Source organism: Aestuariibius insulae, assembly GCF_040783535.2.
Taxonomy (GTDB): domain Bacteria; phylum Pseudomonadota; class Alphaproteobacteria; order Rhodobacterales; family Rhodobacteraceae; genus Aestuariibius; species Aestuariibius insulae.
This window is the reverse complement of the sequence record NZ_JBFONW020000004.1, coordinates 366,141-381,400: the sequence shown is the minus strand read 5'-3', so window position 1 is coordinate 381,400 and position 15,260 is coordinate 366,141. Positions and strand designations below refer to the sequence as shown.

Genomic DNA, 15,260 nt, shown 5'->3' with positions numbered 1-15,260 from the left:
CGCAATTCGCTTCGGCCAAAATCGGCAATTTTCTCAGAAAGAGCGGGATTGAAGAGATGATCGATAAGAAAGATCGCGCTAGGGGTCTGGATCCCGCAAAGCGCAAGGAAAAGGACGATGCGCGTCAACGCAAGATCATGGCCAACAGCTCTGACAAGGCCGCGCGCAAGCATGCGAGGACGATAAAGGCCATTGAGAACCGTCGTGTTCGGCGGACCGGAAAGGTCGATCTGACTCTCGCAGAGTATTCCGAAGAAAATGCGGATGCCCTTCGGCTCTCCCATCGTTGTAAAGACAGACATTGGGGCACTAAAAATGCGGCCACGCACAGGGCACACCGCAGCGAAGAGCGCGCTTTGCTTGATGAAACGGCCGGCCAGACCCCGTCAGGTCGACGCCGGGCTTCCCTGATCCGGACGGGTTTGCGGAACCACAACGAGAAAGAGGAATAGGATATGTCAGCCCTTAAGATCAAAAAAGGCGCCACGAGCCATTCCGCCTACAACCTGCGCCCCGCCTTCTCCGAAACGATCGAGCGTCACACCCTCGCGGTCGTCGTGGGCAACGAGCCGGGCGTTCTGGCACGGGTGATCGGCCTCTTTGCGGGGCGCGGTTATAATATCGAAAGCCTGACGGTTGCGGAAATCGACCACGAGGGACACCGCTCGCGCATCACGATCGTTACCACCGGCACGCCGCAGGTGATCGAGCAGATCCGGGCGCAGCTGGGCCGTATCGTTTCGGTCCACGAGGTGCACGACCTCACCGTCGAAGGCGCATCCGTCGAGCGGGAGCTGGCTTTGATGAAAGTGAAGGGAACCGGTGACAAGCGGGTCGAAGCCATGCGCATGGCCGATATCTTTCGGGCCAAGGCCGTCGACAGCACGCTTGAGAGCTTCGTTTTCGAACTGACCGGAACGCCCGAAAAGATCGATGCCTTCATCGATCTCATGCGTCCGCTTGGTCTGTCGGATATTGCGCGGACGGGCGTTGCTGCCCTGTCTCGCGGGTAAGTCCCGCCGCCTCCGGGGGGAAGATAGAGAGGGGAGGCGGCGGAGCTCGGTCTTAGCCGCCCGAAGGGACGAGACCATTCGCTTCAGCTGCCGCCATCTCTTCGACATCGGCTGCACCATCGGCATTCACGTCGATTGCCGTGAACAGGTCTTCCGTCATGTCGGGATATGCAGCGGTCAGCTCAGGGTAGCTGTAGAGCCCATCACCATCGGTATCGATCGCAGGATCGACTTCCTGAGCGATAGCGGGAAGGGCGAAACCAATTGCAGCAAGGGTCAAGACAAGCTTTTTCATTGTAAGTACTCCTGTTGATCACTGTTACGAGAAGCGCCTGTATCTGCGTCCTCGAGACTGATCTGACAGCAGGCCGATCGGTATCGCCACACAAACCGAGGATTGCCCGATATCCACGCGGAGCTTTGCTGCACGGCCCATTTTTCAGGCGCGGCTTTCCGCGCGAGCTGCCGGTAGGGGGCTTTTTCGGCGGATTAGCACCATAAAAAATAGGGCTTTTAAGCGGTGCGCAGCCAGAATTGGCCTATTTGGACGAACCCGCGAGCGAATCGCTTTGGGTTTTACAAAGCGATTTTTGCCAGCTTCCCGGGATCTGTGACGAATCCGCCGCAGATCGGTGCGGTAACACCTGTCGAACCGGGCGCAGATGTCGGCAATCCGCGAAGCACCCGCGCTGCGAGAAAGGCAAAGGCCTGCGCCTCGAGCATATCGCCATTCAGACCGACAGCCTCGACCGGATCAGCGGCGCCCTCGGTCCGAGCCGCGATCATCGCCATCATCACCGGATTGTGCCGTCCGCCGCCCGTCACGAACAATCGGCCCGGCCGGGACGGACAGTGTCTCACCCCCGCAGCGACCGTGGCGGCTATCACAGCACATAGGGTCGCTGCCGCATCTGCATCGGACAGCGCGCCAACGCGGTCTACCAGATCCACGACATCCAGCCGGTCCAGCGATTTCGGCGGGAGGTCTGAATAGAAGGGATCGGTCAGAACAGCGGCGACGATCGTTTCATCGACATGCCCCGCCGCTGAAAGCCGTCCATCCTGATCTTCGGCAAGGCCAAGGCGGGTCTTCATCAGATCATTGAGCGGCGCATTTGCAGGCCCGGTATCGAAAGCAAGGATCGCTCCGTCCTGCGATGGATCGGGCATATACGGATCGCACCAAGTCAGGTTCGCGATGCCGCCGAGGTTGAGAAAGGCGACCGGCTTATCTTCCTTCATCCAACGCGCACACGCATGGTGATAGAACGGAGCGAGCGGCGCGCCCTGCCCTCCCGCCGAGACATCCGCCGATCTAAAATCATGCACCACCGGGCAGCCCAGCATCTCGGCGAGCCGCTCGCCCGAGCCGGCCTGCAGAGTCCTATGATGGGCCGGATCGTGAGACAGGGTCTGGCCGTGAAACCCGATCAGATCGATATCTTCGAACTGCGAAAGGAGATCGATATGCGCGGACGTCACGACATCTGCTGCCGCCTCGACCTCCGGCCCAGACCATTGACCAAAGGCAGCCCGGATCACCTCTCGCTCCGTCGAAGTGTAGGCGCGGTAGTCGCTCGGCCCAAAGCCTAAGATCCGCTCTCCATCCGTTTCTAGGACCGCCGCATCGACCCCGTCGAGCGAGGTTCCCGACATTGAACCCAAAACGCGCAGGACAGACCCTTTCGACATGCCGCTTTCCCTGACCAAGGACCGCCACTATAGAAGGCGGCACCCGCAAATCTAGAGAACGGTCCCATGACATACCATCCGAAATCGGACTTCATCGCCATCATGATGGAGCGCGGCTTCGTCGCAGATTGCACCGACTATCAAGGCCTCGACGAAGCTTTGGCGAAAGGAACCGTTCCCGGATATATCGGCTTTGACGCTACTGCATCCTCATTGCATGTCGGCTCGCTGATCCAGATCATGCTCTTGCGTTGGCTGCAGAAAACCGGCCATAAGCCGATCACCCTGATGGGCGGCGGTACGACCAAGGTTGGCGATCCCAGCTTCCGCTCGGATGAACGTCCACTGCTCGGCCCCGAACAGATCGACGAGAATATCGCCGGTATCCGCAAGGTCTTTGCCACCTATCTAAGCTATGGCGACGGCGCGACCGACGCGATGATGATCAACAATGCCGAATGGCTGGACGATCTGAATTACCTCGATTTCTTGCGGGATATCGGGCGGCATTTCTCGATCAACCGGATGCTGTCCTTCGAGAGCGTCAAGTCGCGGCTCGACCGGGAGCAATCGCTGTCGTTTCTCGAGTTCAACTACATGATCCTTCAGGCCTACGACTTCCTCGAGCTGAACCGCCGCTATGGATGCGTTCTGCAGATGGGCGGATCCGATCAATGGGGGAATATCGTCAACGGGATCGACCTGACCCGCCGGGTTCTCGATCACGAGATCTACGGTCTGACTTCGCCTCTTTTAACGACTGCGGATGGGCGCAAGATGGGCAAATCAGCAGGCGGCGCGGTGTGGCTCGACGGCGATCTGCTGTCTCCCTACGAGTTCTGGCAGTATTGGCGGAACACGATGGACGCCGATGCGGGGCGTTTCCTCAAGCTTTATACCGAGTTGCCCGTAGAGGACTGCGACCGGCTCGGCGCGCTCGAGGGGGCCGAGATTAACGAGGCAAAGATCCGTCTTGCTAACGAGGTGACAGCGCTTCTTCACGGACCCGATGCGGCACAGGCGGCCGAAGCGACGGCGCGTGAAGTGTTTGAAAAAGGCGGGGTCGGAGACGATCTTCCGACACTTTCGCTGACCTCGGAGGATCTGGGCGACGGTATCTCGGTAGTCCAGCTACTTGTCCGGTCAGGTCTCGCGCCCTCCGGCAAGGAGGCCAAGCGGATGATCGAAGGCGGCGGCGCGCGTCTGGACGATCAGCCGCTCACCGATACGGGACGTTTCTTCGACCGGGCCGCCCTCTCCTCACCGCTGAAGCTCAGCGCAGGCAAGAAGCGACATGCACTGATCCGGCTCGACGATTAATCCTCATAGATTGGACCCCCTCGCCACAGAGCGAAGGGGTCCGTTGACTATTCCGCCACCGTCACGGATTGCATGACATCCGCTTCACCGACGACAGCACCGTTGCCGCCCGTGCCCCGCTTGATGGCATCGAGGATTTCCAGACCCTCGGTCACCTCTCCGACAACCGTATACTGGCCGTCCAGATGAGGAGCGGCATCGAACATGATGAAGAACTGGCTGTTGGCAGAGTCGGGGTCCGAACTGCGTGCCATTCCAACGGTGCCCCGCGCGAAGGAGCGATCGGAAAATTCAGCCTCCAGATCGGGACGTGACGAGCCGCCGGTCCCGGCCTGGCGCAAATCGCCCGACGCCAATCCGAATTCGACATCGCCGGTCTGCGCCATGAAGCCGTCGATCACCCGGTGAAAGACAACGCCATCATAAGCGCCCTCCCCGGCCAGCGCTGTGATCTGCTCCACATGATTGGGCGCCACGTCCTCAAAAAGGTCGATCATGATCGTCCCGTTCGCCTCACCGGCGACCTCGATCTCGAGACCCGTCGCTGCAGCAGGACCGGCGGTCAGAAGGGCCAGCATCAGAACATTACGCATCGGCAGCCACCTTCACGCTCATCATCCGGTCGGGGTTCATCGGCGGCTCACCCCTGGTGATCTTGTCGACATGCTCCATCCCCTCAATGACGCGGCCGTAAACAGTGTACTGCCCGTTCAGGAAATGATTGTCGCTGAAGTTGATAAAAAACTGCGAGTTGGCCGAGTTGGGGCTCTGCGACCGGGCAGCGCCCAGCGTTCCCCTGTCATGAGGCAGCTTCGAGAACTCCGCAGGCAGGTCCGGCAGATCCGATCCGCCCGTTCCGGCAGAACGAATGTCGAAATCCTTCTCCATATTGCCGTTCGCGACATCGCCGGTCTGCGCCATGAACCCGTCGATCACCCGGTGAAAAGCCACGTTGTCATAGGCCCCCGACCGGGCAAGCTCTTTCATGCGCTCTGCATGTTTGGGCGCCACATCGGTCAGCAGCTCTATCGTGACGGAACCATCTTTCAGCTCGATGATGATCGTGTTTTCGGGGTCTTTTATGTCGGCCATCTGGGCCTCCTTGAACTTTCAGTTGACGAAGACCCTAGGGCGAGCACCTACCTTTGCCAAGGCTGAGACCTTGACCAGGCCCGATCCCCGGGCGATCAACCGCCCAATACCGAAAAAGGAGCATCGGCATGGGATGGACCAGCCTCGACGGGATCGATCTTGCGGACAAACGCGTTCTGGTGCGGGTCGATATCAACGTGCCGATGGACGACGGCAGGGTTACCGATGCCACCCGGATCGAGAAGGTCGCCCCGACAATCGCAGATATTCTGTCCAAGGGGGGGCGGCCAATCCTGCTCGCGCATTTCGGTCGACCGAAGGGACATAGAGTTCCTGAGATGTCGCTGAAGCCGCTTCTTCCTGCGCTGCAAGATGCTTTCGGAGTTCCCGTTCGATTTGCTGCAGACTGCGTAGGGGCGGAAGCACAATCAGCCGCAGGAGCGCTTCCCACTGGGGAGGTCCTTCTGCTCGAAAACACGCGCTTTCACAGTGGAGAAGAGGCGAACGCCTCCGACTTTGCGGCGGAGCTGGCAAAGAACGGCGATGTCTACGTAAATGATGCCTTTTCGGCAGCTCACCGGGCCCATGCATCGACCGAAGGCCTTGCACGACGTCTTCCCTCTGCTGCGGGCCGGTTGATGGAGCAGGAACTGAAGGCGCTTGCGCAGGCGTTGGAGGATCCCGAACGCCCGCTGATCGCGGTCGTCGGAGGCGCGAAGGTCTCGACGAAGCTCGACCTGCTGGCGCATATCGTCACCCGCGTCGACATCCTTGTCATCGGGGGCGGCATGGCCAACACGTTCCTCGCGGCGCAGGGTCATGAGATCGGCAAATCGCTGGCCGAACGCGACATGACAGAGACCGCCCTCGAGATCCTCGATAAGGCGAAAACTGCAGGTTGCCGCATCCTCCTGCCAGCCGACATCGTGGTCGCCCGCGCGTTCGAAGCGCATGCCGACAATCAGACGGTTGACGCCTCGGACTGCCCGCCCGACGCGATGATCCTGGACGCCGGGCCGGCCACGGTGGACGAGATCAAGGCGGCTATCGATGCTTCCAAAACTCTGATCTGGAACGGTCCTCTCGGTGCGTTCGAGATCGAGCCTTTCAATGCTGCGACCGTCGCCGCAGCACAGCACGCCGCAGCTCGAACGGATGAGGGTGCTTTGGTTTCAGTCGCCGGCGGTGGAGATACGGTCGCTGCGCTCAATGCCGCCAAAGCTGCTGAGCGATTTACCTATGTGTCCACCGCAGGCGGCGCCTTCCTTGAATGGATGGAGGGCAAGACCCTGCCCGGGGTGGCCGCATTACAAACAGACTGATAACCATTCAGGTTACTCGCATTTGAGGACAGGGATTTTTCACATGAAATTGACAACATGCTCTATCGCAATGGTGTCTTTCCTGCTTGGCACGCCAAGCCTTCAGGCACAGGACAAGGCCGAGCCAAGCTTGCTTGATCTTTTCACGCTCGAGGCCATCGCGACACGGTTTCTTCAAAGCGGTGTCTCGATGGCGCGGTCGTTCGCCGACATCACCTATGATGGGCTAAGCGCCGATCCCCTCGGCAGCCGCTATAGCCTTGTGGGGCTGGTCATTCGCCCCGACCTCGAGAGCATCGCAGGGGCAGAATGCTCGATTTCAACAGAGCGCCTGACCCTCAGCGGCGCGCCTTTGGCATCGATCGAGAGGGTTCGGCTGACTGCGACGTTGGATGAGACCGTCATAGATTACGACTGTTTGCCGCGCGAAATTCGACCCGTCATCGGAATGGCGGGGATCGAGGACATCATCGTTCCACGCCTCCGGTTTGATATCGAGTATCATATACCCTCTGGGCAGGTCGGGACCTCGATGATCGCGGACGTTGCGGATCTTGTTTCGATCTCGGGCTATATGGACGCAGATTATGTCAGTTACCGCATGGATGCGGAAACGAGCGAGCCGGGCCTGCGCATCGATCTGGATGAAATGCGCCTCAGCATAGAAGACCAGGGCATCTGGAGCCGGGTCGAGCAGATTGTCCCTAAAGAAGCGCGCAGCGAGGACGCCTTGGCCAAGTTGATCGAAGGCGTGCTGACCGACGCTTTGATTAGGGCCAATGGCCCGCTCGATCCGGATCTGTCACCCGAGCAAGTTCGATTTGTTGCACAAGCGACTGATATCGCATCACAGTTTCAGGACGGTCCTCGCCGGGTTATTCTGAATATGCAGCCATCCCGCCCGATCCGGCTTGGACCGCAGGAAGACACGGAAACAAAAGCTCTTTTTGCTGATTTGGCCCCCCAGTTGACGACCCAGCCGCCGGAGCTGTCAGAGACCCTCCCGCTCGATCTGCTCGAGACCGCGATCTCAGGCAATCTCGCCGATGCCGATCGCCTCACCATCGGGACAGCCCTTGCAAGCGGGATCGGCGCACCGCGTGACCGCGATCTTGCGCGGGATGTCCTTGCGCCCATAGCGGATGCTTCACCCGAGGCGGCCGTGCTCATGGCGGAGCTGACAGAGGACCCGGAAGAGGCTTATGTCTACGCAAGAACGGCCGCCGCGACAGGGATGGGACATGCGCTTAGCCTGATGGATCGTCTGGAGACAGAGGTGACGTTTCAGGATCTGATCCGGCTGCAAAGCACTGACGAAATCGACGCCCAGGTCTATAACTCTGTCGGAGCGATGCGCGGTCAGGCCCTTGCCAGGCTGATCGGAACAAGAACGCCCCGAAGCTATGAGCGTGCCTATTATTGGGCGGTTCTGGCCGCCGCCGCGGGCGACCGTCCTTCGGCGGATCTCCGCGACGAAGTCGACGAGATGATGCGCGTCAGAGGAGCGGACGCTGAGTGGGAGCCGATTGCATCGCGGATCAGTCGCGCAGCTCTGGAAACCTGGATCGACCGCGATCTGCCAAACGCTCTTTTGGCGGAATAGTCCGAAGATGTTAGCGAAAACAGAGGCTTCTGTTGGCGCTAACCAGTTGCAACCTAAGACACGGCGGGTCAGGACGACACAGAACACGGCAACAAAAGGGTGGGCCCTATGAAAGCGACGCGTGCGGTACAGCGAATTCTGTCGAATTACGAAGGCGAAGCGCCGGGCGTGAAGGCCAACCTGTGCCGGATGCTGATGACCGGAAAACTGGGCGGCACCGGGAAGATGATAATCTTGCCGGTAGATCAGGGATTTGAGCATGGTCCGGCCCGCTCCTTTGCCCCTAATCCGGATGGATATGATCCGCATTATCACTACAAACTGGCGTTGGATGCTGGACTGAACGCCTATGCCGCTCCCTTGGGAATGTTGGAGGCCGGGGCGGACACCTTTGCCGGGCAGATCCCGACAATCCTCAAGGTGAATTCGGCCAACTCCTTGATGCCAGACGAGCAATCGAAGGATCAGGCAATCACGGCAAGCGTCGACGACGCGCTGCGGATCGGGGCCTCGGCGATCGGGTTCACGATCTATCCAGGCTCCTCCTCCGGTCTGGAAATGTTTCAGGAAATCAAGGAGATGCGGCGCGAGGCGCAAGCCAAGGGCGTGGCCACCGTCATCTGGTCCTACCCGCGCGGTGAGGCGCTCGACAAAGACGGTGAGACGGCTATCGATATCGCGGCATATGCTGCGCAGATCGCGGCCCTGCTGGGCGCACATATCATCAAGATCAAGCTTTCGACCGATCACCTATCGCTCCCCGAAGCGAAAAAAGTCTACGAATCCGAAGGGATAGCCATCAAGGACCAGGCCGATCGCGTGCGCCATTGTGTGCAATCCGCGTTCAACGGTCGTCGGATCATGGTCTTTTCGGGTGGCTCGAAAAAGGGCGAGAACGACGTCTACGATGATGCCCGCGCGATCCGTGACGGTGGCGGAAATGGCTCGATCATCGGCCGCAATTCGTTCCAGAGAAGCCGCGAGGACGCGCTCGCGATGCTGGGCAAGCTCGTGGATATCTACCGCGAAAAAGCGTAAAACGGCGTGTCGGTATCCGGTCGGTATTGCGTCGGTATCCGGTCGGTGGAATCGGAGTACCTATCGCGAGCTACGATCTAGGAATACCGATTGCAAATGGATCACCTTAGCCGGGTTCGAGCCGACCAAGGCTCGTCCCGGCATCGATCTGAGCCGTAACCGCGAGGACCGAACCCACGTCGCGCGACCGGATCAGCTCTGGATCTAGCGGTGGGCAGATCCGAGCGGAGCCGAACAAAGGGGATTCACAAAGCGAATCGGATATGCGAGTCTGCGCTGAACGGAGGCGGTCAGACTTCCGGTACTGAGGCATTGGCAGGTTATGACGGTACGGTCACGCTCCGCATTGGGCGGTCTTCTTTACGGCGGAGGAGCACTGCTGCTCGCGCTTTATTTTACCTTTGCCGCCGTACAGGGCGATTACGGCCTCTTCCGCCGGGCCGAGATAGATGCCGAAGCCGCACAACTTGCCGCCGAGCTTGAAGCGCTGAGTTTCGAAGTCTCCGAGATGGAGATCCTGACCCGGCGCCTGTCGGACGATTTTCTGGATCTGGATCTACTCGATGAACGCGCACGCGATATGCTCGGCATGGTGCGCGCCGACGAGATCGTCATTCCCTAAACAAACAGATTTCCGGAACGGAACCGACCGGCTTTCAAGGGATTGGGTCCCAAGGAATGGCGATCGGGAGAATGGGGGTCGCAATCCGGAAAAGGCTGGGCTACGGATTGTTTAGCGTTAAACTATCCCCCAACCTCGCCGCAGGGAGGTGCCGAATGGCCGCACGCAAGACGACGAAAAAGCCCAATGTTTCGGCCGAGGAGCTGAAGCATTACTACCGGGAAATGCTGCTGATCCGGCGGTTCGAGGAAAAGGCCGGTCAGCTTTACGGGATGGGCCTGATCGGCGGCTTCTGCCACCTTTATATCGGTCAGGAAGCGGTTGTCGTGGGCCTCGAGGCGGCGGCGGATGAAGGCGACAAGCGCGTCACCTCCTACCGCGATCACGGACATATGCTGGCCTGCGGAATGGATCCCAAAGGTGTCATGGCCGAGCTGACGGGCCGCGAAGGCGGCTATTCCCGCGGTAAGGGCGGCTCGATGCACATGTTCTCGAAAGAGAAGCATTTCTATGGCGGACACGGGATCGTCGCCGCTCAGGTGCCGATCGGAGCAGGGCTCGCGTTTTCGGACAAATATCGCGGCAATGACCGGGTCACCTTCGCCTATTTCGGCGACGGAGCTGCAAACCAGGGTCAGGTCTACGAGACCTATAACATGGCGGAGCTATGGGATCTGCCCGTCGTTTTCGTCATTGAAAACAATCAATACGCGATGGGCACAAGCGTGAAGCGGTCCACCAAATCCCCGTCGCTCTGGGAGCGCGGCGCAGCCTACGGCATCCCCGGCGAAGAGGTCGACGGAATGGACGTGCTGGCCGTGAAAGCCGCCGGAGAGAAGGCGGTCGCGCACTGTCGGGACGGGAAAGGTCCCTATATCCTCGAGGTGAAGACCTACCGCTATCGCGGCCATTCGATGTCGGATCCGGCCAAGTACCGCACCCGCGAGGAAGTCCAGAAAATGCGCGAGGAGCGTGATCCTATCGAAGGCGTCAAACAGATGCTCCTGACCGGCAAGCATGCCAGTGAAGATGACCTCAAGACGATCGACAAGGAGATCAAGGACATCGTCAACGAAGCGGCCGAGTTCTCAAAAGAAAGCCCGGAGCCCGATGTAAGCGAGCTTTGGACCGATATCCTGGCAGAGGAAGTTCCGCAGGAGGCGTCGGCTTGATCGGTGGATCCGTCGGACATGCCTTGGATCGCCTTCCCCGCGCCTGGGGTCATGTTAATCGGTCTGGCTCTTGTCGCGGCAGCCGCTCCGGTCGCCGCGCTTGTCGTTCGCAAGACGCTGCGCCCGCAGATCGAGCTCCCTTTCGGCCAGATCCTGCAGATCACTGCGATCTCTTTGGCCGTCTGGATGGCCACGCCGATGGTATTCGCACCCGTCCTGCTTGCCATAACCGGCCTGGCTCGCAGCCTTTCGGCCGTGATGGTCGGAGCGCCTCTGGGCCTTCTCTTCTATCTGCTGGTCTTTCGCTATCTGATCAGGCCGCATGTCCCCGCTCGCGCCCGAAGCGGGCGCGCCGCCATCTGGAGTGCTGCGGCGGCCCTTGGCGTGCTGGCCGGGCTGCTCGTCCTGTTCTCTGTGATCCTGTCTCCGGGCTATCGTGGCCTGTGATGAAGGATCGCAGTCTGTCCTCTTGTTCGGAGATGTCTCATGGCAACTGAAATCCTCATGCCCGCCCTGTCCCCGACAATGGAGGAAGGGACGCTCGCCAAATGGCTGAAGAAGGAGGGCGATACCGTGTCCTCCGGCGATATCATCGCTGAGATCGAGACCGACAAGGCCACGATGGAATTCGAGGCGGTCGATGAGGGTGTGCTTGGCAAGATCCTCGTTGAGGAGGGCACCGAAGGGGTCAAGGTAAACGCCCCGATCGCCGTGCTGGTCGAGGAAGGAGAGGATGCGTCCGACATCGAGGTGTCCGACACGCCCGCCCAGGCCCCTGCCCCCGCCGACAAGGAGCAATCCTCGGAAACCGCGCCAGCCGCCGCGAAAAGCCATCCCGAGCCGCAGGTCGACCGCTCGCCCGATTGGGCCGAGGGAACCGAGGTGAAATCGACGACCGTCCGCGAGGCGCTACGCGACGCGATGGCCGAAGAGATGCGCAGCACCGACGAGGTCTTCGTCATGGGCGAGGAGGTCGCCGAATATCAGGGTGCCTACAAGATCACACAAGGCCTGCTGGACGAATTCGGCGCCAAGCGGGTGATCGACACGCCGATCACCGAACACGGCTTTGCCGGTCTTGGCGTCGGCGCGGCCTTTGGCGGGTTGCGGCCTATCGTAGAGTTCATGACGTTTAACTTCGCCATGCAAGCTATTGACCAAATTATAAACTCCGCCGCAAAGACACTCTACATGTCCGGCGGTCAGATGGGCTGCCCCATCGTCTTCCGCGGCCCGAACGGGGCCGCCGCCCGCGTCGGTGCGCAGCACTCACAGGATTACGCGGCCTGGTATTCCATGGTGCCGGGCCTGAAGGTCGCGATGCCCTATACGGCCGCCGATGCGAAAGGGCTGCTCAAATCAGCAATCCGCGATCCCAATCCGGTGATCTTCCTCGAGAACGAGATCCTTTACGGACGCAGCTTCGACGTGCCCGTCCTCGATGATTTCACGGTCCCCTTCGGCAAGGCGCGGATCGCGCGCAGCGGATCAGATGTCACCATCGTCAGCTTCGGCATCGGCATGACCTACGCGATGGAAGCGGCCGAGCGGCTGTCCGGCGACGGGATCGAGGCCGAGGTCATTGACCTGCGCACCCTGCGCCCGATGGATCGCGGCGCGATCATCGAGAGCGTCAAGAAAACCAACCGCTGCGTGACGGTCGAGGAAGGCTGGCCCGTCGGCTCTATCGGCAACCACATCTCGGCACTGCTGATGGAGGAGGCGTTCGATTATCTCGACGCTCCGGTCATCAACTGCACAGGCAAGGACGTGCCGATGCCCTACGCGGCGAACCTTGAAAAGCTTGCGCTGGTGACGACCGACGAAGTGGTCGAGGCGGTGCGAAAGGTGACCTACAAGTGAGCGTGCGGATCGATGTGATGGGCCGCGACGCGGCGGCAGAGGCGTACCGGCTGACCGTGCATCTGCCACACGGGCCGGCCGACGTCATGCTGCCCGAACGCTTGGCCGGACGAGCCCCGTCGCACCAGACCGCCTATGAGTTTATCGCGGAGCGCGCCTCTGCCATCGCCGCCGCTGCCCAGGCGCGCCTTTGGGGCCGCACGCCGCCTGCGCCCTACGACACCCTCACCCTGATCGGGGAGCCGACCCATGCCGACTAAAATCCTAATGCCCGCGCTTTCGCCCACGATGGAAGAGGGCACGCTCGCCAAATGGCTGGTCAAGGAGGGCGACACCGTCTCCTCAGGCGATCTGCTGGCCGAGATCGAAACCGACAAGGCGACGATGGAATTCGAAGCCGTTGATGAAGGCACGGTTGGCAAGATCCTCGTGGACGAAGGAACCGAGGGCGTGAAAGTGAATGCGCCCATCGCAGTCCTGCTTGAGGATGGCGAAAGCGCCGAGGATATCGGCGATGTCTCGTCCGAGCCGAAGGACGCCCCCGCATCGTCAAAGGCCGCACCGGCAGAGCCGTCCGGACAGACCGACCCGGCCGAGGGCTATGGCCGCAACGGCGCCGCCCCCGAGGCGCCAAGCGAACCCTCATCCCAGCGCGCGGACGGGGAGCGTATCTTCGCATCCCCCCTCGCCCGCCGGATTGCCAACGACAAAGGCCTTGATCTCGCCTCCATCAAAGGTTCAGGACCGAAGGGCCGGATCGTCAAAGCGGATGTGGAAGCCGCCGAGGCACAGCCCGCCAAGGCAGCAAATGCAGCCGCAGAGGCACCAAAGGCCGCCGCTCCTGCGGCAGGGCCCTCAGCGCAGTCCGTCCTGAAGATGTATGAGGATCGCGAGACCGAAGAGGTCAAGCTCGACGGGATGCGAAAGACGATTGCCGCTCGCCTGACCGAGGCCAAGCAGACGATCCCGCATTTCTATTTGCGGCGCGACATCCAACTCGACGCGCTGCTCAAGTTCCGCAGCGATCTGAACAAACAGCTGGAAAGCCGCGGCGTGAAGCTGTCGGTCAACGACTTCATCATAAAGGCGGGCGCGCTGGCCTTGCAGGCCGTCCCCGATGCCAATGCCGTCTGGGCCGAGGACCGGATCCTCAAGCTCAAACCGTCGGATGTGGCCGTCGCCGTCGCGATCGAGGGCGGGCTTTTCACGCCGGTTCTGCGAGACGCGCATCTCAAATCGCTCTCCGCCCTTTCCGCCGAAATGAAGGATCTCGCCACGCGCGCCCGCGACCGCAAGCTTGCCCCTCACGAGTACCAGGGCGGCAGCTTCGCGATTTCCAACTTAGGCATGTTCGGGATCGACAATTTCGACGCGGTCATCAACCCGCCGCACGGCTCGATCCTCGCCGTCGGGGCGGGCATCAAAAAGCCCATCGTCGGTAAGGATGGCGAACTGACCACCGCAACCGTCATGTCGGTCACACTCAGCGTCGATCACCGGGTGATCGACGGCGCGCTCGGGGCGGAGTTCCTCCAGGCCATGGTCGACAATCTGGAAAATCCGGTCGTCATGCTCGCCTGATGATCCTTTTCATCTGGCGAAAAATACTCCGGGGATTTTCAAGGGGCAGCGCCCCTTGAAGGCCTGCGTGGCCTGAACGCAAAAGCATCTTGCGTGGCGCAGCCACACATCGGAATCACTGCTTCAGAAGCTGATCCATCGTCACGGATGGCTGCGAGCAGCCCGCCTCGCCCACGATCCGCGCAGGCACGCCCGCGACGGTCTTCATCGGTGGCACATCCCCCAGAACGACCGATCCGGCGGCGATCCGGCTGCAATGGCCCACCTCAATATTGCCAAGAACCTTGGCACCCGCACCGATCAGGACGCCGTCGCCGATCTTGGGGTGACGATCGTCATCCTCCTTGCCGGTCCCGCCAAGTGTCACCGAATGCAGCATGGAGACATTGTCGCCAACCACCGCGGTTTCCCCGATGACGATGGAATGGGCGTGATCGATCATGATCCCGCGTCCGATCCGGGCAGCCGGGTGGATATCGATCCCGAAGACCTCGCTCACCCGCATCTGCACGAAATAAGCCAGATCGCGGCGGCCCTCCTGCCACAGCCAATGACCAAGCCGGTAGGCCTGAACGGCCTGAAACCCCTTGAAGTAAAGCAGCGGCTGCATCAGCCGGTGGCACGCAGGATCGCGCTCATAGACCGCCACCAGATCAGCGCGGGCCGCTGCAATCAGCTCCCCATCCTTGGCGAAGCCCTCATCAGCCAGCTCGCGCAGGATCTGCTCGGACATCTCGGGCGACGCGAGTTTCAGGGAAATCCGAAAGGCCAAAGCCCCTTCGAGAGAGCGATGATGCAGGATAGAGGAATGGACGAGGCCGCCCAGAAGCGGCTCCGAACGGACAGCCTCTTCGGCTTCGGTTTCGATCCGCGACCAAACCGGATCCACCTGGGTCAGGCTCGTCTTGACGTTTGCCATCTGAGATCTCCTCGTTGATCTTT

Annotated in this window: 17 protein-coding genes; 12 read left to right on the top strand and 5 right to left on the bottom strand. The window is 60.7% G+C overall.

The window, feature by feature from the left end; translation table 11 throughout:
- The first annotated feature begins 56 nt into the window (after positions 1–56).
- Entirely contained in the window at positions 57–452 is a 396-nt protein-coding gene (locus AAD018_RS13420; protein WP_367314600.1) for a hypothetical protein, read from the top strand.
- 3 nt (positions 453–455) lie between these two features.
- Positions 456–1,013: an acetolactate synthase small subunit gene (ilvN, locus tag AAD018_RS13415; RefSeq protein ID WP_367314599.1), complete on the top strand. Its 558-nt coding sequence runs from the start codon at positions 456–458 to the stop codon at positions 1,011–1,013.
- A gap of 52 nt (positions 1,014–1,065) precedes the next feature.
- Here the strand turns inward: ilvN and AAD018_RS13410 are convergent, their stop codons facing one another.
- Entirely contained in the window at positions 1,066–1,308 is a 243-nt protein-coding gene (locus AAD018_RS13410) for an EF-hand domain-containing protein (RefSeq protein ID WP_367314598.1), read from the bottom strand.
- Between the two features lie 281 nt (positions 1,309–1,589).
- The gene (locus AAD018_RS13405; protein ID WP_367314597.1) at positions 1,590–2,705 is read right to left on the bottom strand and encodes an anhydro-N-acetylmuramic acid kinase; all 1,116 of its coding nucleotides are present in this window, start codon (positions 2,703–2,705) and stop codon (positions 1,590–1,592) included.
- Positions 2,706–2,771: 66 nt separating this feature from the next.
- Here AAD018_RS13405 and tyrS point away from each other — a divergent pair, with 66 nt between their 5' ends.
- Positions 2,772–4,025 (top strand): tyrosine--tRNA ligase, encoded by a 1,254-nt coding sequence (gene tyrS, locus AAD018_RS13400; RefSeq protein ID WP_367314596.1) that lies wholly within the window; start codon positions 2,772–2,774, stop codon positions 4,023–4,025.
- Between the two features lie 47 nt (positions 4,026–4,072).
- On the opposite strand, the gene AAD018_RS13395 is transcribed toward tyrS, so the two are convergent.
- Together AAD018_RS13395 and AAD018_RS13390 are read right to left on the bottom strand one after the other, a co-directional pair.
- Positions 4,073–4,618: a peptidylprolyl isomerase gene (locus AAD018_RS13395; RefSeq protein WP_367314595.1), complete on the bottom strand. Its 546-nt coding sequence runs from the start codon at positions 4,616–4,618 to the stop codon at positions 4,073–4,075.
- Positions 4,611–5,117 (bottom strand): peptidylprolyl isomerase, encoded by a 507-nt coding sequence (locus AAD018_RS13390; protein ID WP_367314594.1) that lies wholly within the window; start codon positions 5,115–5,117, stop codon positions 4,611–4,613. Before AAD018_RS13390 ends, AAD018_RS13395 begins: the two co-directional genes overlap by 8 nt.
- Positions 5,118–5,245: 128 nt before the next feature.
- Here AAD018_RS13390 and AAD018_RS13385 point away from each other — a divergent pair, with 128 nt between their 5' ends.
- From AAD018_RS13385 to AAD018_RS13345, 9 genes are all read left to right on the top strand, one after another.
- Positions 5,246–6,439, top strand: a complete 1,194-nt coding sequence (locus AAD018_RS13385; RefSeq protein ID WP_367314593.1) for a phosphoglycerate kinase — start codon at positions 5,246–5,248, stop codon at positions 6,437–6,439.
- A gap of 43 nt (positions 6,440–6,482) precedes the next feature.
- Positions 6,483–8,042, top strand: a complete 1,560-nt coding sequence (locus AAD018_RS13380; protein WP_367314592.1) for a hypothetical protein — start codon at positions 6,483–6,485, stop codon at positions 8,040–8,042.
- A 108-nt stretch (positions 8,043–8,150) separates the two neighbouring features.
- Positions 8,151–9,080, top strand: a complete 930-nt coding sequence (locus AAD018_RS13375; protein WP_367314591.1) for a class I fructose-bisphosphate aldolase — start codon at positions 8,151–8,153, stop codon at positions 9,078–9,080.
- Between the two features lie 322 nt (positions 9,081–9,402).
- Positions 9,403–9,702, top strand: a complete 300-nt coding sequence (locus tag AAD018_RS13370; protein WP_367314590.1) for a septum formation initiator family protein — start codon at positions 9,403–9,405, stop codon at positions 9,700–9,702.
- Between the two features lie 155 nt (positions 9,703–9,857).
- Positions 9,858–10,874 carry a pyruvate dehydrogenase (acetyl-transferring) E1 component subunit alpha gene (pdhA, locus tag AAD018_RS13365; protein WP_367314589.1) on the top strand — a complete coding sequence of 339 codons (1,017 nt, stop codon included), beginning with the start codon at positions 9,858–9,860 and terminating at the stop codon, positions 10,872–10,874.
- An 18-nt stretch (positions 10,875–10,892) separates the two neighbouring features.
- Positions 10,893–11,321, top strand: coding sequence for a hypothetical protein (locus AAD018_RS13360; RefSeq protein WP_367314588.1), 429 nt, complete (start codon positions 10,893–10,895; stop codon positions 11,319–11,321).
- Between the two features lie 39 nt (positions 11,322–11,360).
- Positions 11,361–12,737, top strand: a complete 1,377-nt coding sequence (locus AAD018_RS13355) for a pyruvate dehydrogenase complex E1 component subunit beta (RefSeq protein ID WP_367314587.1) — start codon at positions 11,361–11,363, stop codon at positions 12,735–12,737.
- Entirely contained in the window at positions 12,734–12,997 is a 264-nt protein-coding gene (locus AAD018_RS13350) for a hypothetical protein (RefSeq protein WP_367314586.1), read from the top strand. The genes AAD018_RS13355 and AAD018_RS13350 overlap by 4 nt, the downstream gene beginning before the upstream one ends.
- Positions 12,987–14,318 (top strand): pyruvate dehydrogenase complex dihydrolipoamide acetyltransferase, encoded by a 1,332-nt coding sequence (locus AAD018_RS13345; protein ID WP_367314585.1) that lies wholly within the window; start codon positions 12,987–12,989, stop codon positions 14,316–14,318. Before AAD018_RS13350 ends, AAD018_RS13345 begins: the two co-directional genes overlap by 11 nt.
- 115 nt (positions 14,319–14,433) lie before the next feature.
- Here the strand turns inward: AAD018_RS13345 and cysE are convergent, their stop codons facing one another.
- Complete coding sequence (cysE, locus tag AAD018_RS13340; protein WP_367314584.1) at positions 14,434–15,237, bottom strand: serine O-acetyltransferase; 804 nt, start codon at positions 15,235–15,237, stop codon at positions 14,434–14,436.
- Positions 15,238–15,260: the final 23 nt, after the last annotated feature.

Bases quoted from the DNA above. Each gene is read 5' to 3' on its own strand.
- AAD018_RS13420 (WP_367314600.1), top strand. From the start codon at position 57: ATGATCGATAAGAAAGATCGCGCTAGGGGTCTGGATCCCGCAAAGCGC.
- ilvN (WP_367314599.1), top strand. From the start codon at position 456: ATGTCAGCCCTTAAGATCAAAAAAGGCGCCACGAGCCATTCCGCCTAC.
- AAD018_RS13410 (WP_367314598.1), bottom strand. From the start codon at position 1,308: ATGAAAAAGCTTGTCTTGACCCTTGCTGCAATTGGTTTCGCCCTTCCC.
- AAD018_RS13405 (WP_367314597.1), bottom strand. From the start codon at position 2,705: ATGTCGAAAGGGTCTGTCCTGCGCGTTTTGGGTTCAATGTCGGGAACC.
- tyrS (WP_367314596.1), top strand. From the start codon at position 2,772: ATGACATACCATCCGAAATCGGACTTCATCGCCATCATGATGGAGCGC.
- AAD018_RS13395 (WP_367314595.1), bottom strand. From the start codon at position 4,618: ATGCGTAATGTTCTGATGCTGGCCCTTCTGACCGCCGGTCCTGCTGCA.
- AAD018_RS13390 (WP_367314594.1), bottom strand. From the start codon at position 5,117: ATGGCCGACATAAAAGACCCCGAAAACACGATCATCATCGAGCTGAAA.
- AAD018_RS13385 (WP_367314593.1), top strand. From the start codon at position 5,246: ATGGGATGGACCAGCCTCGACGGGATCGATCTTGCGGACAAACGCGTT.
- AAD018_RS13380 (WP_367314592.1), top strand. From the start codon at position 6,483: ATGAAATTGACAACATGCTCTATCGCAATGGTGTCTTTCCTGCTTGGC.
- AAD018_RS13375 (WP_367314591.1), top strand. From the start codon at position 8,151: ATGAAAGCGACGCGTGCGGTACAGCGAATTCTGTCGAATTACGAAGGC.
- AAD018_RS13370 (WP_367314590.1), top strand. From the start codon at position 9,403: ATGACGGTACGGTCACGCTCCGCATTGGGCGGTCTTCTTTACGGCGGA.
- pdhA (WP_367314589.1), top strand. From the start codon at position 9,858: ATGGCCGCACGCAAGACGACGAAAAAGCCCAATGTTTCGGCCGAGGAG.
- AAD018_RS13360 (WP_367314588.1), top strand. From the start codon at position 10,893: ATGCCTTGGATCGCCTTCCCCGCGCCTGGGGTCATGTTAATCGGTCTG.
- AAD018_RS13355 (WP_367314587.1), top strand. From the start codon at position 11,361: ATGGCAACTGAAATCCTCATGCCCGCCCTGTCCCCGACAATGGAGGAA.
- AAD018_RS13345 (WP_367314585.1), top strand. From the start codon at position 12,987: ATGCCGACTAAAATCCTAATGCCCGCGCTTTCGCCCACGATGGAAGAG.
- cysE (WP_367314584.1), bottom strand. From the start codon at position 15,237: ATGGCAAACGTCAAGACGAGCCTGACCCAGGTGGATCCGGTTTGGTCG.